This is a genomic window from Mycobacterium sp. Soil_C_30, assembly GCF_057656995.1.
On the sequence record NZ_JBDGJH010000003.1, the window covers coordinates 321,253 to 343,275 of the forward strand.

The following is a 22,023-nucleotide window of genomic DNA, read 5'->3' on the forward strand; positions in this document are numbered from 1 at the left end:
CTAGGGTCCTGCGCAGCGCTTCGAGCACTCCAGCAGTATCTGGCGCAACTCGGCGTCGCCGACGTCAGCCAGGGCGGGATCCGTTGCGCAGGCATAGATTCCGGCGGTGGTCATGGACATCGCAACACGGGCGCTGATATCGGGAGCCGGGCCGAGCAGCAGAGCGGAAAAGCGGTCGATGATGAGCTGGAACTCCTCATGCGATTCCACGATCTGATGGATCGTCGGGTCGCCGTAGAACAGCGACGAGATGCGCCGGTGCCGGATCGCGAGTTCGACCAGACCGCTGATCGCCACATCGCGCTGCGCGTCCTGGGTGGGCAGCAACTCGGCGATGCGGATCAGGTGCTCGATGTCCTCGAAGATCGGTAGCACCACCGCCAGGGCGATCTCATCCTTGGATTGGAACTGGTAGTACACCGCACCCTTGCCGACGCCCAAGCGGTCGGCGATCATCTGCAGCGACGTCCCGTGCACCCCGTATTTGGCAAACAGCTCGAGGGCGGCGTCGAGCACCCTTTCACGGGCGAAACCGCGGTTGGCTGCCGTCTTGGTCATGCGCTACCCCCTTCCTGCTGCCGTCACCCTCAGCCGCAGAAGTCAATCTGCGCGACTGTACCCCGGGCGCGGTGTGACCACGCACACTTAGCCGCTCGGCTTGTAAAAAGATAGCCGTGTGGATAGCGTTTAGCCCCACTAAGGACAAGTCGTAACGATCGTTCGGCCGCAAAGGGGCGCGGGTATGCAGGTGGTCAGGCGAGCATGGCTGCCGTTGCTCATCGTGGTGGTGGTTCTCATCGCCGGATTCACCGTCGACCGGGTCCGCGGATTCTTCGCCTCCGAACCGCCCATGGTCACCCCCGTGAACTTCGCCGACGATCCCGAGCCCTTCGAGCCCAAAGTCGTCGAATACGAGATCAACGGCGCCGGCGGAACCGCCGATGTGAACTACATGGATCTGGAGGGCAAGCCCCAGCGCGTTGACGGCGCGGCGCTGCCGTGGCGGGTCCGGCTGGAGACAACCAACCCATCGGCGATGGCGCATGTGGTGGCTCAAGGTACGGGCAGCAGCCTGACCTGCCGGATCATCGTCGACGGTGAGTTGAAAGAAGAGAGGACCGTCGACGGCGTGAGTGCCCAGACCTTCTGCATCGACAAGTCCGCATGAGCGCGCACTCCAGCGAGGCGCCCACCGGCCCGGTTCGCGTGGCCGAGCAGCGGCACTTCCACTTCGAGAAGCCGGCCCGGCTGTTCCGCAAGCTGTCCGTCCCGATCATCCTGATCTGGATCGCCATCGCGGCCTTCCTCAACATCTCGGTACCGCAGCTCGAGCAAGTCGGTGAAGAGCGGTCCGTGTCGATGAGCCCGGACGAGGCGCCCGCGGTGATCGCGATGCAGCGTGCCGGTCAGGTGTTCGACGAGTACAAGTCCAACAGCTCGGTGATGATCGTGCTGGAGGGCCAGGAGCCACTGGGCGACGACTCCCGCCAGTACTACTCCGAGATCATCCGCAAACTCCAGGCCGACACCAAACACGTTGAACACGTGCAGGATCTGTGGAGCGATCCGCTGACCGCCTCAGGTGTGCAGAGCAATGACGGCAAGGCCGTCTACGTGCAGGCCAACATCGCCGGCAATCAGGGCGAGGCGCTGGCCAACGAGTCGGTCCAAGCCGTGCGCGACGTCGTCGACAGCACACCGGCACCCGAGGGTGTCTCGACCTACATCACCGGTGCCGCGGCACTGTCGGCCGATCAGCAGGAAGCCAGCCACAACAGCCTGCGCACCGTGGAGATGCTGACGTTCGCCGTCATCATCGTCATGCTGCTGATCATCTACCGCTCCGTCATCACCACGGTGCTGATGCTGGTGATGGTGGGCATCAGCATCGCCACGGTGCGGGGAACGGTCGCCTTCCTGGGCTATCACGACGTCATCGGGCTGTCGGTGTTCGCCACCGGGCTGTTGTCCACCCTGGCGATCGCGATCGCGGTGGACTACGCGATCTTCCTGATCGGCCGCTACCAGGAGGGCCGAGGCAACGGGGAGGACCGGGAAACGGCCTACCTCAACATGTTCGGCGGCACGGCGCACGTGATCGTGGGTTCGGGCCTGACCATCGCCGGCGCGACGTTCTGTCTGAGCTTCACCCGCCTGCCCTACTTCCAGACCCTGGGCGTGCCGTTGGCCGTCGGCATGCTGGTGCTGATCTTCACCGCCATGACCTTCGGCCCCGCACTCATCACCATCGCCAGCCGCTTCGGCCTGCTGGAGCCCAAACGCTCGATGCGCAAACGGGGTTGGCGCAAGATCGGTGCCGCCGTGGTGCGCTGGCCCGGGCCCATCCTGATCACCTCGGTGGCCGCCTCGCTCATCGGTCTGCTGGCGCTGCCCGGCTACCAGACCAGCTACAACGACCGGCAGTACCTACCGTCCGACATCAACACCAACCTGGGTTATGCCGCCGCCGAACGCCACTTCTCGCCGGCGCGGTTGAACCCCGAGATGCTGATGATCGAAACCGACCGGGATTTGCGTAATCCTGCCGACATGCTGGTGATCGAGAAGATCGCCAAGGCGGTGTTCGGCGTACAGGGCATCGGGCGGGTGCAGACCATCACGCGTCCGGATGGCAAGCCGATCGAGAACACGTCGATCCCGTATCTGATGAGCCAGCAGGGCACACTGCAGACCCTGAACCAGAAGTACATGGACGACATGATGGCCGACATGCTCAAGCAGGCCGACACCATGCAGACCAACATCGACACGATGACCGAGATGCAGCGCATCACCACCGAGATGGCCGACACCACTCACAAAATGGTGTCGCTCATGGAGGTCACGGTGGGCGACATCCAGCAGCTGCGTGACAACATCGCCAACTTCGACGATTTCTTCCGGCCGATGCGCAATTACTTCTACTGGGAACCGCACTGCTACGACATCCCGATCTGCTGGGCGCTGCGCTCGGTGTTCGACGTCATCGACGCCACCGACGTCATGACCAACGACATGGAGCAGTTGATGCCGCAGATGCGGCGCCTGGATGCGCTGATGCCGCAGATGCTGGCCATCATGCCGTCGATGATCGACACCATGCGGTCGATGAAAACGATGATGCTGACGATGCAGCAGACCCAGGCCGGCATGCAGGAACAGCAGAAGATCATGCAGGAGAACGGCACCGAGATGGGTGACGCGTTCAACGCCGCCCGCAACGACGACTCGTTCTACCTGCCGCAGGAGGCTCTCGACAACCCGGACTTCGCAAAGGGGTTGGAGCAGTTCATCTCTCCCAACGGCAATGCGGTGCGGTTCATCATCGCCCACGAGGGTGACCCGATGACCGCCGAGGGCATCGCCAAGATCGACCAGATCAAGAAGGCCGCCAAGGAGGCCATCAAGGGCACCCCGCTGGAGGGTTCGACGATCTACCTCGGTGGCACTGCGGCCACGTTCAAGGACATGGCCGACGGCACCGCCTTCGACCTGCTGATCGCCGGGATCGCCGCCATCTGTCTGATCTTCATCATCATGTTGATCCTGACGCGGGCGGTAGTCGCGGCGGCGGTGATCGTGGGCACGGTGATCCTGTCGCTCGGTGCCTCGTTCGGTATCTCGGTGTTGATCTGGCAGCACCTGATCGGTATCGAATTGCACTGGATGGTGCTACCGATGGCGGTGATCATCCTGCTGGCCGTCGGCGCGGACTACAACCTGTTGGTGGTGGCCCGGCTCAAAGAGGAGATACACGCCGGCCTGAACACCGGCATGATCCGCACCATGGGTGGCAGCGGTTCGACGGTGACGGCCGCGGGTATGGTGTTCGGCTTCACGATGATGACGATGGCGGTCAGCGACCTGACCATCATGGGCCAGGTGGGCACCACCATCGGTCTCGGACTTCTGTTCGACACCTTCGTGATTCGTTCCTTCATGACCCCCTCGATCGCGGCCCTGCTCGGGCGGTGGTTCTGGTGGCCGCAGAACGTCCGGATGCGGCCGAGACCCGAGCCGTGGCCCGAGCGCGAGTTGGTGCAGAGTTCATGATGATTCGCAGGTTCTCGGTGGCCGTTGCGGCGTCCGTGGTGTTGTTGATGGGTGCTGCACCGGTGGCGCAGGCCGATCCCGATGAGGCGTTCGCCGAGCAGTTGCACACGTTCGGGATCTACGGGCAGAAGGATTTCAACGCCTGGATCGGCAAGCTGATGTGCAAGCGGCTGCGCAACGGCCACGACGCGGATGCCTTCGCCTCGGCCAAGTTCGTCCACGACCAGCTGATCAAGGGCACCACCACTGATCAGGCCTGGCAGTTCGTCGGCGCCGGCATCCCCATCTACTGCCCCGACCAGCTGCCCGTCCTGCAGCGCGCCGCCGAGCAACGGAGTCAGCGATGAAGCGTTTCCTGTTGGCGGCCTTGGCCGTTGGCTTCGTGACCACAGCAGCGCCGGCGGCCGCCGATGCCACCGACGAGTACCCCATCCCCAGCCGGATGCTCAAGACCACCTGCACCGTCGACCAGTACATGGCCGCGGTACGCGACACCAACCCGGTGTACTACGAGCGCTACATCATCGACTACAACAACAAGTCCCCCGATGTGCAGAAGTGGGCCCGCGACCGCATCACCTGGTTCTTCTCCATGGATTACGCGGGGCGCCGGGCATATTCGGAAGAAACCGCCACCAATGCCTTCTACGAGACGCTGGCGTGGAACTGGCCCAACTGGGCCAAGCTGTTCTTCAACAACAAGGGCGTCGTCGCCCACGGCACCGATGTCTGCATGACCTACCCGCCGGTGGACCCGACCGTCTGGACCTGGTAGGCACCTGCGCCGCGAGTGTGGAGTTGATCCACGCCGGCGCCGCCTACGCGTGCATCTTCTCCACGGTCACGGGTGACGCGCCGCCGAGTCGGGCGGGGGTGTCACCCCGTGGGCGATGCCGTTGGCGGCGTGAATGCCCGCGAGGAAGGCGGCGACGGTTCGCATGCCCCGGCGACGGCGGAGCTTCTGCCAGTTTGTCGGTTTCTTGTAGAACATGTCTCCGATGTTCGTGGAGATCCGCGTCGGCCAACAGTGGCACTAGCGCCGTTGTTCGTTAACATAGTGACATGCACTCCGTGGCGATCCTCGCGTACGACGGCATGTCCGGTTTCGAATCCGGGGCGCCCGCCGAGATCTTCGGGATCACCGAGCTGTCCGAGCGCTTCTCCGCCGGCATCACGCGCCCCTGGTACTCCGTCAAGCTCTGCGCCGAAGCGCCCGAGGTGCGCATGCTCGGCGGCGCGACGGTACGTACGCCGTACGGTCTGGACGACCTGGCCGACGCCGACACCGTGATCATCCCGAGCGTGCGCGACGCCACTGAGACTCCCTCGCCGGGACTCATCGAGGCGATCACCGCCGCCCAGCAGCGCAACGCCCGGCTGGTGTCCATCTGTTCGGGAGCGTTCGCGCTGGCCGCGGCCGGTGTGCTCGATGGGCAACGAGCCACCACGCACTGGATCTACGTGGACCTGTTGCAGCAGTCCTACCCCCAGGTCGAAGTCGACCCGTCACCGCTGTATGTCGACGCCGGCGGCGTGCTCACCAGTGCGGGCTGCGCCGCGGGGATAGACCTGTGCCTGCACATCGTGCGCAGTGACCACGGGGTCAAGGTCGCCAACGATGTGGCGCGGCGGCTGGTGGTCGCACCGCACCGGGCCGGGGGACAGGCGCAGTACATCGAGACACCGGTGCCCGAGCCGTCCACCGACGGGCGTATCGCCGCGGGAATGGCCTGGGCGCTCGAGAACCTCGATTCACCCATCGCGCTGGACGACCTGGCCGCCCGGTCGGCGCTGTCGCGGCGCAGCTATCTGCGGCAGTTCGCGAAAGCCACCGGCACCACACCCATCAAATGGCTGATCGAGCAGCGCATCCAGGCCAGCCTGCCGTTGCTGGAATCATCAGAGCTGTCGATCGAGCAGATCGCCACGCGGGTGGGATTCGAGTCGCCGGTGACCTTCCGGCACCACTTCACCCGACAGCTCCGGACCACACCCAGTGACTACCGGAACTGCTTCACGGCGACGGCCGGCGACGCCGACGCCGTTTGATTACGCAGGCGTACCGATTCGCCGTTATCGTGACCAGATGCTCAGCGAGGACTCCGATGCTCAGGCCGATGTGCTGCAGGCGCAGTCGATGCGCCGGCTCCTGAGTGAGGAACGCCGGGCAACCGGAGCGAAGATCGCCGCACTGGTGAGGCGACTCACCGCAGCGAGTTCCACCGGCCAGCCGGATGCCCATCAGATCAAGCGGACGATCCGTCAGCTGGAGAACGACATCCAGCAACTCGACCGGATGCTCGCCGCACTGACGCGGCGGTTCCCGGAGGCGGTCAGCGAGCCCGCTTAGGCGTCTTCGAGAGCCTCACCGATTTCTTGAGCGACGCGGCTGTGCTCGTCGTGCAGCAGCAGATGGCCCGTCGCCAGCACCAGCGCAACCGGCCATTCGATGATCTCCACGGCGGCCAGCACACCGAGCGCCCCGTAGAACGCCAGTTGCTCCGGACGCGGCAGGCGCACCCGGCCCACGACCGGTAGATCCACTGCGAAGGACTGCGCGTCGCGGACCTTCTGCACCGCCTCGCGGTGCGACGTCTTCGACGAGGATTCGGCCATTTGTTGCCTTTCGGTCATGGCGTGTTGGGCGTCAGGACGCCCGGTGTCCGGACCGTGGAGGACGTGTCCACCACATCCGTCGCGAGCGGCTCGTCCGATCCAGTGTCCGTAGTGGCCAGGTTCATCGCAATCCCGTTGCGCGAGCTGTACGCCGCATTGTGGCGGCTCGGAGTCGTCGACATCGACGACTGCACGCGCGAGAGCACCCGGGGTGCCACCCACGCCGCGGCGGTCGCCGTCCCCGCGGTGCCCAAAGCCTGAGCCCATCCGAGCGGCCCAAGAGGCGTGCAGCCCAGCAACTGGCTGACGCCCGGGGTGCTGATCAGCACGCCCAGCGTCGCCAACGAACCGCCCGCTGTCGCCACCACCAGCGGGCTGTGCGAGTCCAAGAGCGTCTGCCCCAGCTGGGTGGACACCAGCGCGACCAGTGCAACGGTCGAGGCGTGCCGTGGTCGCAGACTGAATCCGGACAGCAGCCAGGCGGTGGTGGCCGCGGCGGCGGTAGTGGTACCGCGGATGGCCACCGTTCGCCACAACGCCGGCTGATCCGGACCGTGTCCGCCGCCGCTGGTGTCGATCGTCGGGCTCACCGCCAACGCGGCGGCGGGCAGCGCGTCGGTCATCATGTTCACCAGCAGTAACTGTCGGGTGTTCAACGGTGAGGTACCGGTGAGCGCCGAACCAATGACGGCGAACGCCACCTCGCCGGCATTGCCGCCGAGGAGCACCGACACCGCGGCCTGAACCCGGCGCCACAGCTGCCGCCCCTCTTCGAGCGCATCCAGCAGCGCGCCGATGCGCCCGTCGAGCAACATGACGTCGGCCGCGGTGCGGGCGGGGTCGCTGCCGCGAGAGGCCACCCCGATTCCGACGGTGGCCGAACGGATGGCCGCGGCGTCGTTGGCGCCGTCGCCGACCATGGCGCACACGAGGCCGGCGTGCTCCAGCGTCTGCACCACCTGCACCTTGTGCTCGGGTGTCATCCGCGCGAACACCACCTTGTCGCGGACCGCCCTCTCCTGGGCGCGTCGCGGTAGCGACTCCCATTCCGAACCGCTGATGACCTGCTCCGCGGATACCGGCAGCCCCAGTTCACCGGCAATCGCGGTGGCGGTCACCGGGTGATCGCCGGTGATCAGCCGCACGCCGATGCCCTGTTCCTGCAGCGCGGCGAGCAAGGCGGCCGATTCGGCGCGCGGAGTGTCCGACAGCCCGAGCAGGCCGGCCACCTGCAGGCCGGAACCGCACAGGTCGGCGAAGGCGTCATCGTCACGGCGGGCCGCTTTCACCTGCTGTGCGGTGACCGACCGCCGCGCCACCGCAATGACGCGCAGACCCGATTCGGCCATCTGGTGCACGGTGTTCTCGACGGATCGCTCGCGCGTGGCGCACGCGGCCAGCACCACTTCCGGAGCGCCCTTGAGGACCAGCTCGTCATCGATCAGGGTGGCCGAGAACGGCCGTCCCGAACGGAAAGGCAGATGTGCCGTCACACCACCGATGTCGGGGGGGTCGGCCTGCGCCGCCTCGATGACCGCCGCGTCGGTGGCGTGTTCGTGACGGCCGCCGTTCTTGGGTTGAGTGGCGCCGGCGGCGAGGCGGAGGACGTCGTCCTCGCCGAAACCATCGGCGGGCTCCACCCGCGACACCCGCAGGCGGTTCTCACTCAGGGTGCCGGTCTTGTCGAAACACACCACGTCGACGCGGCCCAGCGCCTCCACCGACTTGGGCGTGCGCACCAGCGCGCCGGAGCGGGTCAGGCGGCGGGCGGACGCCTGCTGCGCCAGCGTGGCGACCAGCGGCAGACCCTCCGGAACGGCCGCCACCGCGACCGCGACACCGCTGGCGACGGCTTGGCGCAATGGTGTAAGGCGCAGTACCGCCAAGCCGCTGACGAGCGCACCTCCGGCCAAGCTGAAAGGCAGTGCGCGATTGGTCAACTCACGCAACTGTGTCTGCAGACCCACTGCCGAGCCCTGTGACGGGGCCACTGCGGCGGCGCGGCGCACCTGGGTCTGCGCGCCGACCGTGGTCACCACGCCCACTGCGGTACCACTGACGATTGTCGTGGTGGCGAACAACATGCAGCTGCGTTCGGCGACGACGGCGCCAGGAGTGGGTTCGACCTGTTTGGCCACCGGCAGCGATTCCCCGGTCAGTGCCGACTCGTCGACCTCGAGATCATCGGCTTGGATGAGACGGCAGTCGGCGGGGACGACCTCGCCGGGGCGCACCTCGATCAGGTCACCGGGAAGCAGGCGGTCGGCGCCGACACTGGCGTAGTCGTCCCCCACGATCCGGCGTGCCGGCGGATCCTGCACGGCCAGCAGCCGGCGTAGCAGCCGCTCGGCGCGTACCTGCTGCCCAGCGGCCAGCACCGCGTTCCCGGTCAGAACGGAACCGACGAGAATGGCGTCGATCGGCGAGCCCAACAGCGCGCTGGCTGCCGAGCCGACCGCGAGCACCGGCGTCAGCGGGTCTGACAGCTCCGAACGTACCGATCTGGCCATCTCGCCGATCAACCCCAGGGTGGGGCCGGCGACCCGTCCGGCTAAGCCCGCGGACACCGCGAGGCGTGAGCGGTCCTGCGGAGGCCGGCGGTCGCAGGTGGGCAGCGCCTGGCGCACCTGCTCCACCGTCATCGCGTGCCATTCCTGGATCGGGGTGGGCGCGGGCGGCTCTTCGGCGAGCACCTTGCGCGCCAGCTGCATGCCCGTGACCAGGCCGGCAGCCGCGCCTGCGGTCACCGGCCCGGGCCCGACGCCGGAGACTCCGGGAATCATCAACAGACCGCCGAGCATCGACGCGCTGGTGGCGAGCTCGACTCCGCGGCTGCTGGCCTTCCGGGCGGCCGGGATGGCCCGCACGATCCGCCACACCGCGGTCAGGTCCGGAGCCAGCGCATCGGCCCGCCACGGCGCGGCCCCGGCGGAGAGTACGCCGATCGACAAGTCGGCCGCCGCCAGCGCCTGGGCGGCGTGAGTGGACACCACGGCGACGGTGCGTCCGTCACCTTGTTGTGTCTGCACCGCGGTCAGCAGCGCGGCATCCAAGGAGTCCTCGGCTGCGTACAGCTCGTCGAACGACGAACGCAGATCGCCGAGTTCGTCGCTGGACACCGAGACCACCTCGATATCGGCGCGCCGGATTTCGCCGACCAGTCCCGCCGCCAGCGGGTGGTGAGAGTGACGGACGAACACTTCGCCTGCCGCGCGACCGTTTCCATTGCTACGGCCATTGGTCGGCGTGTGATGCCAGCCGACGTCCAGGGCTCCCAGCCGCACCTGCTGCTGCGCCCACTGCCACGCATCGGCGCGTGCCCGTTCCGGAACATTCCGCAGCCGGCCGACTCGCAGTTCGTCGGTGAACAGCACTCGGGGATCGAGCACCACAGCATCGATGCGATCGAGTCGGCGCAGCGCATCGGGACGCAGCGTGAGCAAGCTGTGCCGGTGTGCCAGGCCTCGCCCGAGCGTCGTCGCGAAGCCTTCGCGAGCGTTGCCAGCCGCTTTCGGAGCGGTCACCACGGCGGCGGTGGCCGCGGCGTTGAGGTCTCCGGTCACCAGCCCCACGGCCGAGGCAGCGACGCCTTGCGCGACGCTGCTGCGGTCGGCGTGGCGCTCCACCGGACCGGGCGGCATCGGGCGCGGGCGGGGCGGGACGTCGACGTGAGGCGCGGCGGCATTCTCAGCGAGCGCGGGCTCGTGTTCCTGCCACACTTGGGCACCCGCGACGAGTTCCCCGACCTGACTGAGGTGGCGGACGAATTCGACGGCCAACGACGCGGGTGCCTGAGTCAGCGTGTAGACCGTTGCCGCGGCCAGTCCCATGACGGTATCCGCAGCGGTGTCCCCGAGCCGGTGCTCGACGATGGCCCGCAGCCGGGGCTGGTAATCGATCACGGTCAGGGCGGCGGCCACGCCACTGGGCAGGGTGGGCCACAACAGGAGGCGACCGGCGGTCGCCGCGCACAACCCCACGCCGTTGGCCGCGGTGGCGAGCATTCGCCCCGCCAGCACCACCCCGTCCCCGGGGAGGTCGGTGGGATATCGACGGCCGGTGCTGGAATCCGGTTGCAGTATCGACTCTTCGACATCGGCGACGAGTTGGGTGAGCTCCTCGAGCGTGGGGGCGGTCTCGTCGACGGTGGCGATCAGCCGGGAGACTGCATGGTTGACCTGCGCCGAGGAGACACCCGGCTGCGCCAGCACCGCTTCGACGAGTGCGTCGGCCAGTGCCGGTACGTCGGACAGTCCGTGCACCTCTATCCAGCAGCGGCTGTTGTTACTCCACCGACGGCGTGCGGGTGTCCCGCCGACGAGTTCGCTGACGACGGCACGTGCACCGTTCCTCAGGCTCGGTGAGAAGGTGTCACTGAGAGTGCCTGCCGCGGAGGACGTGAGCTTGAGACCGGTGCTGGCGCAGGCAGCCGTCAGCACGACAGGGGCGGCGGCAACCGTCACCGCGGTGTCGAACAGGCGCCCGAGCAGTGCCCTCACTTAGTGGTGGAGGAGCGCCGGGCAGCGGTGGACTTGCGGGCCCCGCTTGCGGGCTTACGGGTGGATGCCGTTGGGCGCGGGGCGGTTTTACGCGGAGCGGTCGGGGCAGCGGTGGGCACGGACGACAAGGTGGGCGCCGCAGCGGGGGTCGGGGCCGGTGAGCTCGCCGGAGCACCGCCGTCCACGCGGTGGCTCAGTTGATGCACCACCAGAACCGCACCGCCGACGGCGACCAGCAGTGGCCACTCGACGAGTCCGGCCGCGCCGATGGCGCCGATGGTCAGCGCCGCCGCAGCTGAGGACTGGCTACCGCTGCTGAGTCCGGAGCGGACCCCGCTCGCCACGCCGCGCACTCCGCCGACTGCGCCGTTGATGGCGGCGCCACTGATGGCGCCGGCCGCTGCGGTGGTGGCGTCTGCCGCTTTCGTCACCCCTCGAACGGCCACTGTAAAAGGATTCATCGCCACTCCCGCCTCACCGATTCCGCCAGCTGTTCACCGGTTAGTCATTCCCGAATAACCATCCGTTATACACACCGTTGGTGAACGATCAGACGACGTGGAATTCGCCGTTCACATTTCGCGGTCAGGACTGCCGTTCGGGGTCGCGGTCGTGAGCCTTCAGCCCGATGGCGAATGCAGTCAAGTCGTTGTGCTGCAAAGGATCTCGGCCAGTGATCTCCTGAATCCTAGCCAGCCGGTGCCGAACGGTGTTGGTGTGCAGGTACAGCTCTTTGGCGGTTTCGCTCAGCGACCCGTTGGCCGCGAGAAACACCCGCAGGGTGCGGATGTGCTGGGTGTCGCGGTGGGCATCCAGGTCGGCCAGCGGATCGACCAGTTGCTGACGGAAAGGAGCCAGCGCCGCGTTCGGCAGTTGCTCGAGCAGGCTCTCGAGCGTGCTGAGCTGATCCGGGCCGACGCGGCCCCCGCGGTGCTGCGCCAGATCGAGCGCAATCCGGGCCTGGGCGATGGCCGACCCGATATCGGTCAGCGGTACCGCGGCCGAATGACCGGACGGTAGCGCGAGTTCTTCGGAGGTCTCGAGCGCACCGACGGTCAGCATCAGACACAGATCAGGAGCGTCGCCGATCAACGCCTCGGGAAACGCCATGGACAACAGCGCACCGGCGCCCGCGGGCCACGCCGAGCAACTCAGCTCCCCGGCGGTGAACCCGGCCCAGGACAACAGTTGACTCAACGCATCCGGCAGCAGCATGCGCCGCTCCACCAGCGACAACAGCTGGCCTACCCGCTCACGGGCAAGGGCGGCCTCGATATCGCGTTCACCCTGGGCAGCACGGACGAACCGGGCGATGAGGTTCAGCAGGGCCGGTTCCGGGCGGTCGCCGCGGCCCACCCACACCAGGGTGCCGACGCCCGGCACGTCGACCTCCACGCCTTCGCCGTCGCCGGTTCCCGGAGGCTCGAGCAGGAAGTAACACCCCAGGATCTGGCCGGCGCCGTCGAGCAGCTGCCGCGCAGACTCGTGACGCCGCAGCGACGACAGCAGTTCGGGCACAAGGGCATTGGTGGCCCGTGCCACGGCGATCTCGGAGCCCAACCAGAATTCGGCGACGAACCGGTTGACCTGACTGAACGGCACACTGGGCGGGGCCACCAGAATCGGCAAGCCGTGGCGCCGGCACTCGAGCAACAGCGCGGCCGGCACGTCGTCGTGGCCGTCCCCGATGCCGAAGCACACCCCCGAGGCACCCGCCCGGCCCAATGATTCGGCGAACACCGCACAGTCCTGCGGCGTCTGCAGACTGAGCCCGACGGTGCACACCAATTCGCCGCCCCGGAGATAGCGGGAAGGATCCCGCATCTCGGTGGTGTGGGCCCAGCTGATGGCCCGGTCCAGATCCTGGGTCTCGCCGTCGGGCACCGACAGCCCCAGTCCGGGCGCATCGAGCAGGTCGCGCAGCGTCGGCGCAGCCTGCTCCGGGCGGGCGTCGGACATCAGGCGAGCGTAACGTCAGCGTCACATCAACGGGCCGCGTCGTTGTGCGATCGTGCAATACCGGCACCCCGCCACGGTGCGATCTCTGCGTATTCGCCCGATGCCCTGGCGTCTGCGCACGTCGAGCGTGATAGTTCCTGCCATGTCGTCAGCGGTCAGCCCCCTCGAGCAGCCCCAGCAGCTGCGCCGTGAGTTCTCGTTGTGGTCGGCGTTCGCCTTCGCGTTCGCCTTCATCTCGCCGATCGTCGCCCTGTACGGGATCTTCGGTTTGGCGATCGCGTCCGCGGGCCCCAGCTTCTGGTGGGGTTTCGCGCTGGTGTTCGCCGGTCAGTTCCTGGTGGCGCTGGTGTTCGCCACCCTGGTGTCGCGCTGGCCCCTGGAAGGCTCGATCTACCAGTGGTCGCGCCGGCTGCTGGGCACCACCTACGGCTGGTTCGCGGGGTGGGTCTACATGTGGACGCTGGTGATCGCCATGGCCACGGTCGCGCTCGGAGCGGCCGGGTTCGTGGCCAACATCGCCGGCGTCGAGGAACCATCGGGCGGCACGCTCGCCCTGATCGCACTGGCCATCCTGCTGGCCGGCACGGCCGTCAACCTGATCGGCCGTGGCGCGCTGAAGGTCTTCATGATCGGCAGCATCATCGCCGAGGTGATCGGCTCGGTGGTGCTGGGCACCTGGCTGCTGCTGTTCCACCGGCAGAACTCTCTGTCGGTGCTGTTCGAATTTGGGGGGTCCGGCCCCGGAGTCTCATCAGACACGTGGAGCTACCTGGGTGGTCCGTTCCTGATGGCGGTGGCGTTCATCGGCTGGTCCTTCGTCGGCTTCGAAAGTGCCGGCTCCATTGCCGAAGAGGTCCACGAACCCCGCCGCGACCTCCCCAAGGCGGTGCTGTTCTCCCTGGCGTTCATCGCCCTGGTGGTGGGCTACTCCAGCCTCGCGATCATCCTGGCCATCCCGGATCTCGACGCCGTGGCCGAAGGCGCGGTGGCCGACCCGGTGTACGAGACACTGACCACCGCGTTGGGGCATGGCATCGCCAAACCCGTCGAGGTCCTGTTCGTCATCGGCTTCCTGGCCAGCTTCCTGGCGCTGCAGACCTCGGCGTCGCGGGTCATCTGGGCCTACGCCCGCGACGGCGCACTGCCGGCGGCCGGCACCCTGGTGCAGCTGCGCGGCCGGGCCCGGATCCCCGTGGTGGCCATCCTGGTCACCACCGTCATCGGGGCGGGACTGTTCCTGCTGAGCATCGTCGCCGGTGACGTCTACTCGCTGATGGTCAACTTCACCGCGGGCGGTTTCTATCTCGCCTTCTTGTTCCCGCTCATCGGCTTCCTGGTGGTGGTGCTCCGCCGCGCCTGGCAGCCCGCCGCGTTCAACCTGCGACGGCTCACCGTGCCGGTGGCCGTGGTGGCGGTGGTGTGGGCGGTGCTGCAGTTCCTCAACATCGCCTGGCCCAGAGCCGCTTTCGAGCAGCGTTTCCTGGACTGGTCGGTGTGGATCGGTGTCGCAGCGCTGGCGGTGCTGGGAACCCTGATCCTGGCCAGTGTGCGGTCGCGGATCGCCGCGCCCACCGACGACTATGACGAGCAACGGGCCGTGGCCGGTGACTGAGCGCCGCGTCGCGCTGGTCACCGGTGGGGCCAGCGGCATCGGCGCCGCCGTAGTCGACGCGCTGACATCGCGCGGGTTCACCGTCGGCTGTCTGGACCTCGACCCCCGGGATTCTGAAAATGGTTGGGCAGTGGATGTTTCCGATGCCGCCGCGGTGGCCGACGCCGTGGCCCAGTTGCGGGACAGCCTGGGCCCGGTCAGTGCGGTGGTGACCTCGGCGGGCTACTACGAGATGGCCCCGGTCGCCGAGATCAGCACAGCGGCCTGGCGGCGGATGCTGCGGGTGCACCTGGGTGGACTGGTGAACGTCGCGCGGGCGACGCTGCCCGATCTCATCGGCAGCCGGGGCAGCCTGGTTGCGGTGGCCAGTGAGTTGGCCGTCGGCGGAGGCGACCAGGACGCCCACTACGCCGCGGCCAAAGGCGCCATCCTGGGGTTCGTTCGCAGCCTCGCCGCCGAGGTGGCCGACAGGGGAGTGCGGGTCAACGCCGTGGCGCCCGGCCCCACCGATACGCCGCTGCTGGCGGCCGACTCACCCTGGCGGGCGCCCGACTACCTGGCGACGCTACCGCTGCGGCGGCTCACGAAGCCGGGTGAAGTGGCGCGCTGTGTCGAATACCTGGTCTGCGATGCCACTTTCAGCGTCGGCGACGTGGTCAACGTCAACTCGGGAGCGGTGATATGAGTACCGATCTGCACGGCCGGGTCGCGCTCGTCACCGGAGCGGCGCAGGGGATGGGCGCGGCGCACGCCAAAAGGCTGGCCGCCGCCGGCGCCACCGTCGCCGTCAACGACCTGCGCGACACGGCCGAACTGGACGCACTGGCCGCCGAGGTCGGCGGCGTGACCGCGGCAGGGGACGTTTCCGATCCGGACGAATGTCGCCGCATCGCAGGCGAAGTGGGATCCATCACCGGCCGGATGGACATCCTCGTCGCCAACCATGCGTACATGACCATGGGGCCCCTGCTCGAGCACGACGACACCGATTGGTGGAAGGTGGTCGACACCAACCTCGGCGGTACCTTTCATCTGGTGCAGGCGGTGCTGCCCTACATGCGTACCGTCGGTGCCGGGCGCATCGTCGTCATCGCCAGTGAGTGGGGGGTGACGGGCTGGCCTGAGGCCACCGCGTACGCAGCAGCCAAGTCGGGGTTGATCTCTCTGGTCAAGACGCTGGGCCGGGAGTTGGCGCCGGAGCACATCATCGTCAACGCGGTGGCGCCCGGTGTGGTGGACACCCCGCAACTGCAGATCGACGCCGACGCCGCCGGTGTCGGACTCGACGTCATCCACCAGCGTTACTCGGCAGCGATCCCGTTGGGTCGCATCGGCATCGCGGACGAGATCTCCGCCGCCGTCGAGATGCTCTCGGATTTCGAGCTCGAGGCTGTGGTGGGTCAGGTGATCTCGTGCAACGGCGGATCCACCCGCAGCCGGGTCTAGAGAAGGAGATTGTGTTGCCCAGCGAACCCTACGTGCGGTCGGAATCCGGTGTTCTCGGACAGGTTGATGCGCAACAGGTTCCGCGGTACGCGGGCCTGGGCACGTTCGCGCGTCTACCGCAACGCCACGACGTCGGCGACTACGACGTCGCCGTCGTCGGAGTCCCGTTCGACAGCGGAGTGACCTACCGGCCAGGTGCCAGGTTCGGCCCGTCGGCCATCAGGCAGGCGTCGCGCCTGCTCAAGCCGTACCACCCCGCGCTCGATGTGGCACCGTTTGCGGCCGCCCAGGTGGTAGACGCCGGCGATATCGTGGCCAACCCCTTCGACATCGGCGAGGCCGTCGATCAGATCCGCACCGGGATACTGGGCGTGATCGGCCGTCCCGCCCAGCGATTCGTGCTCCTCGGTGGTGACCACACCATTGCGCTTCCGGCGTTGCAGGCGGCCAACGAGATCCACGGCCCGGTGGCGCTGGTCCATTTTGATGCGCACCTGGACACCTGGGACACCTACTTCGGCGCGCCGTGTACACACGGCACCCCGTTCCGGCGCGCCGCCGAGCAGGGGCTGCTGGTCAAGGACCACTCCGCGCACGTCGGCATCCGGGGCTCGCTCTATGACCGGGCGGACTTGCTCGACGACGCCGAACTCGGCTTCACCGTGGTGCATTGCCGCGACATCGACCGTATCGGGGTGGACGGGGTGATCGAGCGGGTCTTGGAACGGGTCGGTGCGCACCCGGTGTACGTGTCCATCGACATCGACGTGCTGGACCCGGCTTTCGCGCCGGGCACCGGTACTCCGGAGATCGGCGGGATGACCAGTCGGGAGTTGATCGCGGTGCTCCGGGCCATGCGTGGGCTCAACATCGTGGGAGCCGATGTGGTGGAGGTGGCTCCGGCCTACGACCATGCCGAGGTCACCGCCGTCGCCGGCGCGAACATCGCCTACGAGCTGATCACCCTTATGGTCGGGTGATGAGCCAATTCAGCTGGCCCGCCGGGAAAACCGCGGCCGCCGCCTTCACCTTCGACGTCGATGCCGAATCGGCGGTCCTCTGGGGCAACGAGAGCGTCGGCGCCCGGATGAGTGTGATGAGCCATCAGGCCTACGGTCCGTTGGTGGGGATTCCGCGGATCCTCGATCTGCTCGAGCGTCACCAGATCCGTTCGACGTTCTTCGTGCCCGGGCACACCGCGGACCGCTATCCGGAGGCGATCCGCAGCGTGGTGGCGGCCGGCCACGAAATCGCCCATCACGGCTATCTGCACGAACAGCCCACCCAGCTGACCCTCGAGCAGGAGATCGACGTCATCGACCGCGGGCTGGCGGCGTTGGCGGAGGTCGCCGGGGTACGGCCCGTGGGATATCGCGCGCCGATGTGGGACCTGTCGTGGCGCACCCCGGCATTGCTGGCCGACCGTGGATTCCTCTACGACTCCAGCCTGATGGACGCCGATGCGCCCTACGAACTGGCGGTGACGCCGGGCGTATCTCTGGTGGAGATTCCGATCCAGTGGGCGCTCGACGACTGGGAGCAGTACTGCTTCCTGCCCGATATCAGCGGTAGCGGACTGATCGAGAGTCCGCGCAAGGCACGCGAGCTGTGGCAGCTGGAGTTCGACGGGCTGCGCCGCGCCGGCGGCTGCTGGGTGCTGACCAACCATCCGTTCCTGTCGGGCCGCCCCTCCCGGGCCGCCGAGCTCGACGACCTGATGCGCTACGTCCTCGAGCACGACGAGGTCTGGGTGACGAACCTGGGCGAGATCGCCGAACACGTTCGTGGGCTCGGACTCTCACCGCGATCGATCACCCCGCCGGATGTTCCGCGGTGAGGTGTCAGCCCAGCAGTGTCTCGTGCGGCGATCTCCCGTAGGCCTGACGGTAGCTCCGGGCGAATCGACCCTTGTGGGCGAAGCCCCAGCGGGTGGCGATCTGAGCCACCGTGCTGGTGTCGGCGCTGGCGGCCGTCAGTTCGCGGTGGGCATGGCCGAGGCGAACCCGCCGGGTGTACTCCATGGGCGTGCAGTCGAGTTCGCGGCGGAACATGTACTGCACCCCGCGCGGTGTCATGTTCACGTGCCGGGCGATGTCGACGATCGAGACGTCGGTGTGGGCGTTGTCGTCGATGAACGCGATGGCCCTGCGCAGCACGGCGGCCTTGACGCCTTGGCGATCTGCGGCCGTGGTGTCGAGCTGGGCATTGTTGGGGAAGGTCTCCAGTACCACGCTCGCCAAATGCATTGTGGCAGTCGAGGCGACGAGAGGTGAGCGGTGGCGGTCCGGGTTGGCCAGCACGCTGTCGCGCAGATAACCGATCAGTCCGCTCAGCCGCTCGCCGGCCTCTTTCGACACCGGCCGGTGCCCTGTGAGTAACACGTTCGTGCCTTCGGCGCCGGCAGCGGGTGAGGCGGCGCGATTGAGGTGTTCGGTGTCGAACATGGTGGCGTCGTAGGTCGCGTGGCAAACCTGACCGGCATAGGGCTCATCCGGCGGAGCAATCAGTATGGTGTCACCGGGACCGAACACGTCGCGAACCTGTGCGAACCGCGACTCGATCCTGCCGGAGTGCACCCGCCCGATGGTGACCTTTCTCAGCGGCCGGACGTTGAACTGCATGTCGAAGCCGAACGACAGGGTGTCCATGCTGACAGGCCCGAGCCACTTGCGGTCAATCCTGGTGCGAGCGTGGTCACTGCGCCCACCGATCCGCATGGTGGTATAGGCCTTGATCAGAAATTCCTCGGTCTCTGCCAGGTCCGTGCTGTCGAAATGCAGGTCTTCCACAGGTAACCCCCTTGTCGGCAGGCCGCGCCCCGCGCCGTGCACACCCAGGGCTGTTCTAGGTTCGTGCTACCGGCGCCTCGGTGTCAGCAAATCATCTCCGGCGCCACACAGCAACCCCCATTTCGTCCCGGGAAAAGCAGGTGTTTCACCACGAGCACCGTCGGGTAAAGGCAAGCTACGCCGGAGCCGACCGGCGCCCCAGTTCACAGCGTGCTCAGAAGGCGGTTCCCATGCTCGACTTCATCTGCCCCTCTTGCGGTTCCTTCGGCTTCGACGAGGCCGATTGTGCGTCCTGCGACGGCCGCTCCGACGATCTCTGAAAACGGGTGCTAGCGGCCCTCTTTCGGGGGCGTCGAGTCGAGTTTGTGGTACCGGGTCACCAAGTCGAAGTTGTCACCGTAATGCCCGGCACCGGTGACCACCGCGCGTTCGACCAGTTCGGTGCTGCGGCGGTTCACCACGACGATCCGGTCGTTGCGTAGGTCCTTGTACAGCGCGACACACAGCAGGACCATCACGAGGACGAACGGCACAGCCGCCACGATGGTCAGGTTCTGCAGTCCCGTCAATGCGTCCGCTCCGCCCCCGCCGATGATGAGCATGATCGCCGCGACGGCCCCGGTCAGCGACCCCCAGAACACCACGGTGGCGCGGCGCGGTTCATGCGCACCCCGCTCGGACAGCGAACCCATGACGATCGAGGCGGCGTCGGCGCCGGAGACGAAGAAGATCGCGACGAGGACCATGACCAGCACTGTGGTGACACCGGCCAGGGGCATCGTGTCCAGCAGCGTGAACAGCGATCCGGTGCTGTCGACGGACCCGTCCTGGCCCACCATGTCGCCCACGCTGCGTTGACGTTCGATCGCCGAACCGCCGAACACCGAGAACCAGACCAAGCTCACCAGAGTCGGGACCAGCAGCACGCCGGTGACGAACTGACGGATGGTGCGGCCGCGACTGATGCGGGCGATGAACATGCCGACGAACGGTGTCCACGACACCCACCACGCCCAGTAGAAGATGGTCCAGCCGGACAGCCATGCGGCCAACTCGGCGTCGCCGTTGGCGTCGGTACGCGTACTCATCCCGACGAGATCCTGGACGTAGTCGCCCAGTGCACTCGGAATGAGGTTGAGGATCAACAGGGTTGGGCCGGCCACGAAGACGAACACCGCCAGGGTCAGGGCCAGCACCATGTTGATGTTGGACAGCCACTGGATACCGCGGGCGATGCCCGACACCGCCGAGAGGATGAAGGCGACGGTGAGAACGGCGATGATGCTGACCAGGATCGGCGTCCCGACGGTGCCCACCCACCCGCTGAACTCGAGCCCGTCGCCGATCTGCAGCGCGCCCAGTCCCAGCGACGCGGCCGAGCCGAACAGTGTGGCGAAAATCGCCAGGATGTCGATCACCTTGCCGGCCGGGCCGTTGGCGCGGTCGCCGAACAGTGAGGTGAATGCCGCCGACAACAGCTGGGAACGCCCCTTGCGGTACATGCCGTAGCCGATGGCGAGCCCGACGACCGCGTAGATGGCCCAGGGATGCAGCCCCCAGTGGAACATCGTGGTGGCCATCGCGGTCTGGAACGCGGCGTCGGACTGGGCTTCGGTGGTGCCCGGCGGTGGCGTCACGAAGTGATTGAGCGGCTCGGCCACGCCCCAGAACATCAGGCCGATGCCCATTCCGGCGCTGAACATCATCGCGATCCACGATGTGGTCCGGAACTCCGGCCGCTCGTCGTCACAGCCCAGCGGGATCCGGCCGTACTTGCTGGCAGCCAGCCACAGGACATAGATGACGAAGAAACTCGCGGCCAGCACGAAGAACCAGCCCAGTCCTTCGATCAATGAGTTCTTGGTGCCGGCCGTCACCGACGCCAAGCTGGGGGTATCGATCAGTCCCCAGACCACAAACCCGATGGACAAGGCTCCGGTGACGCCGAAAACCACCCAGTCACGGCCGGGGTTCGGGTCCCTGGGGTGCACCGGGGCGGTGATCGGTGCCAGCGGGTGAGCCTGCCGCGGCCCGGTTTCGGTGAGGTCGGTGGTGTCCGCGGACTCGGCGGCACCGCCTGTGTCGAGCGACATATCGGCTCCTTGCGTCGTGGTGTGGCCGGCTTGGCCCCAACTCTGCATGTTGCGAATTGCGCACGCGTTGCGTATTAAACAACATTGCGAGTCCACGCATGGGCGGAATGAGTCAAAACAGGTGTGCCGGTCGCGAAGGGCCGGCGACGTCAGCCCAGGTGGCCGAGTCTTCGGCTGATCTGGGCGGCGGCGAGCACGGCCATGGTGGCCACCTCATCGAACCGGGCCGGCTTCAACCGGTACGCCGGACCCGAAACGCTCACAGCGGCAACCACTTTGCCGGTACCGTCGCGCACCGGCGCGCCGATGGCGTTGAGACCCACCTCGAGTTCCTCGCAGACGCTGGCCCAGCCGGCGTCGCGTACCCGGTCGAGTTCAGCGGCCAGTTCGGCTTCGTCGCCGATGGTGTTGTCGGTGAACTTGGCCAGCTGCGAGCCGAGCCGCTCATGGACCTCGGCCGGCGGCAGTGCGGCCAGCAGTGCCTTACCGCTCGAGGTGGCGTGCGCCGGACAGTTCTGGCCCACCCAGGTACGCAGCGTGATCTCGGCGGGACCGTGGGATTCGACGATGTTGATGATCCGGTCGCCGTCGAGGATCGCCAGATTGGTGGTTTCCCCGCTCTGCTGGGCCAGCTCATCACAGATGGGCTGACTCTCCTTGGCCAGGTCCATCCGGGCGCTGGTGGACCCGGCCAGCCGGACGATCGCGAAGCCCAGCCGATACTTGCCACGGTCGGAGAGCTGCTCGACGAACCCGCGGGACTCCAGGACAGCGACCAGCCGAGAGACCGTGGACTTGTGTACGCCGAGCTCGGCAGCGATCTCCGTGACACCGGCCGTACCCAGCTTGCCCAGGATCTCGAGCACCATCAGTGCGCGGTCCACGGACTGTACGGCTGCCGGGCTCTTCTCGGACGGATTCTCGGCAGCCATGGCGGGTCCCAGTGTAAGCATCAT

The 22,023-nt window shown here is 67.2% G+C and carries 20 protein-coding genes and 1 pseudogene; 12 read left to right on the forward strand and 9 right to left on the reverse strand.

Going from position 1 to position 22,023, the window contains the following annotated elements; genetic code table 11:
- Positions 1–558, reverse strand: a complete 558-nt coding sequence (locus AC3A6P_RS07245) for a TetR/AcrR family transcriptional regulator (RefSeq protein WP_487690176.1) — start codon at positions 556–558, stop codon at positions 1–3.
- Positions 559–742: 184 nt separating this feature from the next.
- Here AC3A6P_RS07245 and AC3A6P_RS07250 point away from each other — a divergent pair, with 184 nt between their 5' ends.
- Genes AC3A6P_RS07250 through AC3A6P_RS07265 form a run of 4 tightly spaced genes read left to right on the forward strand, consistent with a single transcriptional unit; the run spans position 743 to position 4,828 of the window.
- Positions 743–1,168 carry an MmpS family transport accessory protein gene (locus tag AC3A6P_RS07250; protein WP_487690179.1) on the forward strand — a complete coding sequence of 142 codons (426 nt, stop codon included), beginning with the start codon at positions 743–745 and terminating at the stop codon, positions 1,166–1,168.
- Positions 1,165–4,053 carry an MMPL/RND family transporter gene (locus tag AC3A6P_RS07255; RefSeq protein WP_487690181.1) on the forward strand — a complete coding sequence of 963 codons (2,889 nt, stop codon included), beginning with the start codon at positions 1,165–1,167 and terminating at the stop codon, positions 4,051–4,053. The genes AC3A6P_RS07250 and AC3A6P_RS07255 overlap by 4 nt, the downstream gene beginning before the upstream one ends.
- Entirely contained in the window at positions 4,053–4,400 is a 348-nt protein-coding gene (locus tag AC3A6P_RS07260; protein ID WP_487690609.1) for a DUF732 domain-containing protein, read from the forward strand. Before AC3A6P_RS07255 ends, AC3A6P_RS07260 begins: the two co-directional genes overlap by 1 nt.
- Positions 4,397–4,828, forward strand: coding sequence for a DUF5078 domain-containing protein (locus AC3A6P_RS07265; RefSeq protein WP_487690183.1), 432 nt, complete (start codon positions 4,397–4,399; stop codon positions 4,826–4,828). Before AC3A6P_RS07260 ends, AC3A6P_RS07265 begins: the two co-directional genes overlap by 4 nt.
- A 66-nt stretch (positions 4,829–4,894) precedes the next feature.
- Here the strand turns inward: AC3A6P_RS07265 and AC3A6P_RS07270 are convergent, their stop codons facing one another.
- On the reverse strand, positions 4,895–5,044 hold the full coding sequence (locus AC3A6P_RS07270) for a hypothetical protein (RefSeq protein WP_487690186.1): 150 nt from the start codon (positions 5,042–5,044) through the stop codon (positions 4,895–4,897).
- Positions 5,045–5,115: 71 nt separating this feature from the next.
- Here AC3A6P_RS07270 and AC3A6P_RS07275 point away from each other — a divergent pair, with 71 nt between their 5' ends.
- Positions 5,116–6,102, forward strand: a complete 987-nt coding sequence (locus AC3A6P_RS07275; RefSeq protein ID WP_487690188.1) for a helix-turn-helix domain-containing protein — start codon at positions 5,116–5,118, stop codon at positions 6,100–6,102.
- 37 nt (positions 6,103–6,139) lie between these two features.
- Positions 6,140–6,403 (forward strand): hypothetical protein, encoded by a 264-nt coding sequence (locus tag AC3A6P_RS07280; protein ID WP_487690190.1) that lies wholly within the window; start codon positions 6,140–6,142, stop codon positions 6,401–6,403.
- On the opposite strand, the gene AC3A6P_RS07285 is transcribed toward AC3A6P_RS07280, so the two are convergent.
- Positions 6,400–6,669, reverse strand: a complete 270-nt coding sequence (locus AC3A6P_RS07285; RefSeq protein ID WP_487690191.1) for a hypothetical protein — start codon at positions 6,667–6,669, stop codon at positions 6,400–6,402. The two genes, AC3A6P_RS07280 and AC3A6P_RS07285, sit on opposite strands and share 4 nt — an antisense overlap.
- Positions 6,670–6,780: 111 nt before the next feature.
- On the opposite strand from AC3A6P_RS07285, the gene AC3A6P_RS07290 reads away from it, so the two are divergent.
- Complete coding sequence (locus tag AC3A6P_RS07290) at positions 6,781–6,930, forward strand: Rv1535 domain-containing protein (protein WP_487690611.1); 150 nt, start codon at positions 6,781–6,783, stop codon at positions 6,928–6,930.
- Here the strand turns inward: AC3A6P_RS07290 and AC3A6P_RS07295 are convergent.
- The 3 genes and pseudogenes from AC3A6P_RS07295 to AC3A6P_RS07305 all read right to left on the reverse strand — a co-directional run.
- Positions 6,903–10,673: pseudogene (locus AC3A6P_RS07295) on the reverse strand (HAD-IC family P-type ATPase); the annotation flags it as partial. The gene AC3A6P_RS07290 and the pseudogene AC3A6P_RS07295 sit on opposite strands and share 28 nt — an antisense overlap.
- A 491-nt stretch (positions 10,674–11,164) precedes the next feature.
- A complete protein-coding gene (locus tag AC3A6P_RS07300; protein WP_487690193.1) occupies positions 11,165–11,629 on the reverse strand; it encodes a hypothetical protein in 465 nt (154 codons plus the stop codon).
- 124 nt (positions 11,630–11,753) lie between these two features.
- Positions 11,754–13,127, reverse strand: a complete 1,374-nt coding sequence (locus AC3A6P_RS07305; protein ID WP_487690195.1) for a PucR family transcriptional regulator ligand-binding domain-containing protein — start codon at positions 13,125–13,127, stop codon at positions 11,754–11,756.
- 142 nt (positions 13,128–13,269) lie between these two features.
- Between AC3A6P_RS07305 and AC3A6P_RS07310 the strand changes: the two genes are divergently transcribed.
- From AC3A6P_RS07310 to AC3A6P_RS07330, 5 genes are read left to right on the forward strand one after another with little or no spacing between them, the layout of a single operon-like run.
- Positions 13,270–14,739, forward strand: a complete 1,470-nt coding sequence (locus tag AC3A6P_RS07310) for an APC family permease (protein WP_487690197.1) — start codon at positions 13,270–13,272, stop codon at positions 14,737–14,739.
- A complete protein-coding gene (locus AC3A6P_RS07315) occupies positions 14,708–15,424 on the forward strand; it encodes an SDR family NAD(P)-dependent oxidoreductase (protein ID WP_487690199.1) in 717 nt (238 codons plus the stop codon). Before AC3A6P_RS07310 ends, AC3A6P_RS07315 begins: the two co-directional genes overlap by 32 nt.
- Positions 15,421–16,185 (forward strand): SDR family NAD(P)-dependent oxidoreductase, encoded by a 765-nt coding sequence (locus AC3A6P_RS07320; protein ID WP_487690201.1) that lies wholly within the window; start codon positions 15,421–15,423, stop codon positions 16,183–16,185. The genes AC3A6P_RS07315 and AC3A6P_RS07320 overlap by 4 nt, the downstream gene beginning before the upstream one ends.
- 14 nt (positions 16,186–16,199) lie before the next feature.
- Entirely contained in the window at positions 16,200–17,165 is a 966-nt protein-coding gene (gene speB / locus AC3A6P_RS07325) for an agmatinase (RefSeq protein WP_487690203.1), read from the forward strand.
- Entirely contained in the window at positions 17,165–18,022 is an 858-nt protein-coding gene (locus AC3A6P_RS07330) for a polysaccharide deacetylase family protein (RefSeq protein ID WP_487690206.1), read from the forward strand. Before speB ends, AC3A6P_RS07330 begins: the two co-directional genes overlap by 1 nt.
- 4 nt (positions 18,023–18,026) lie before the next feature.
- On the opposite strand, the gene AC3A6P_RS07335 is transcribed toward AC3A6P_RS07330, so the two are convergent.
- From AC3A6P_RS07335 to AC3A6P_RS07345, 3 genes are all read right to left on the reverse strand, one after another.
- On the reverse strand, positions 18,027–18,974 hold the full coding sequence (locus AC3A6P_RS07335; protein ID WP_487690208.1) for an AraC family transcriptional regulator: 948 nt from the start codon (positions 18,972–18,974) through the stop codon (positions 18,027–18,029).
- Positions 18,975–19,303: 329 nt separating this feature from the next.
- The gene (locus AC3A6P_RS07340; RefSeq protein WP_487690211.1) at positions 19,304–21,067 is read right to left on the reverse strand and encodes a BCCT family transporter; all 1,764 of its coding nucleotides are present in this window, start codon (positions 21,065–21,067) and stop codon (positions 19,304–19,306) included.
- Between the two features lie 149 nt (positions 21,068–21,216).
- Positions 21,217–21,999, reverse strand: a complete 783-nt coding sequence (locus AC3A6P_RS07345; protein ID WP_487690213.1) for an IclR family transcriptional regulator — start codon at positions 21,997–21,999, stop codon at positions 21,217–21,219.
- Positions 22,000–22,023 lie beyond the last annotated feature (24 nt).

Excerpts from the sequence above, each read along its gene's own strand:
- AC3A6P_RS07245 (WP_487690176.1), bottom strand. The coding sequence starts at position 558 with ATGACCAAGACGGCAGCCAACCGCGGTTTCGCCCGTGAAAGGGTGCTC.
- AC3A6P_RS07250 (WP_487690179.1), top strand. The coding sequence starts at position 743 with ATGCAGGTGGTCAGGCGAGCATGGCTGCCGTTGCTCATCGTGGTGGTG.
- AC3A6P_RS07255 (WP_487690181.1), top strand. The coding sequence starts at position 1,165 with ATGAGCGCGCACTCCAGCGAGGCGCCCACCGGCCCGGTTCGCGTGGCC.
- AC3A6P_RS07260 (WP_487690609.1), top strand. The coding sequence starts at position 4,053 with ATGATTCGCAGGTTCTCGGTGGCCGTTGCGGCGTCCGTGGTGTTGTTG.
- AC3A6P_RS07265 (WP_487690183.1), top strand. The coding sequence starts at position 4,397 with ATGAAGCGTTTCCTGTTGGCGGCCTTGGCCGTTGGCTTCGTGACCACA.
- AC3A6P_RS07270 (WP_487690186.1), bottom strand. The coding sequence starts at position 5,044 with ATGTTCTACAAGAAACCGACAAACTGGCAGAAGCTCCGCCGTCGCCGG.
- AC3A6P_RS07275 (WP_487690188.1), top strand. The coding sequence starts at position 5,116 with ATGCACTCCGTGGCGATCCTCGCGTACGACGGCATGTCCGGTTTCGAA.
- AC3A6P_RS07280 (WP_487690190.1), top strand. The coding sequence starts at position 6,140 with ATGCTCAGCGAGGACTCCGATGCTCAGGCCGATGTGCTGCAGGCGCAG.
- AC3A6P_RS07285 (WP_487690191.1), bottom strand. The coding sequence starts at position 6,669 with ATGGCCGAATCCTCGTCGAAGACGTCGCACCGCGAGGCGGTGCAGAAG.
- AC3A6P_RS07300 (WP_487690193.1), bottom strand. The coding sequence starts at position 11,629 with ATGAATCCTTTTACAGTGGCCGTTCGAGGGGTGACGAAAGCGGCAGAC.
- AC3A6P_RS07305 (WP_487690195.1), bottom strand. The coding sequence starts at position 13,127 with ATGTCCGACGCCCGCCCGGAGCAGGCTGCGCCGACGCTGCGCGACCTG.
- AC3A6P_RS07310 (WP_487690197.1), top strand. The coding sequence starts at position 13,270 with ATGTCGTCAGCGGTCAGCCCCCTCGAGCAGCCCCAGCAGCTGCGCCGT.
- AC3A6P_RS07315 (WP_487690199.1), top strand. The coding sequence starts at position 14,708 with ATGACGAGCAACGGGCCGTGGCCGGTGACTGAGCGCCGCGTCGCGCTG.
- AC3A6P_RS07320 (WP_487690201.1), top strand. The coding sequence starts at position 15,421 with ATGAGTACCGATCTGCACGGCCGGGTCGCGCTCGTCACCGGAGCGGCG.
- AC3A6P_RS07330 (WP_487690206.1), top strand. The coding sequence starts at position 17,165 with ATGAGCCAATTCAGCTGGCCCGCCGGGAAAACCGCGGCCGCCGCCTTC.
- AC3A6P_RS07340 (WP_487690211.1), bottom strand. The coding sequence starts at position 21,067 with ATGTCGCTCGACACAGGCGGTGCCGCCGAGTCCGCGGACACCACCGAC.
- AC3A6P_RS07345 (WP_487690213.1), bottom strand. The coding sequence starts at position 21,999 with ATGGCTGCCGAGAATCCGTCCGAGAAGAGCCCGGCAGCCGTACAGTCC.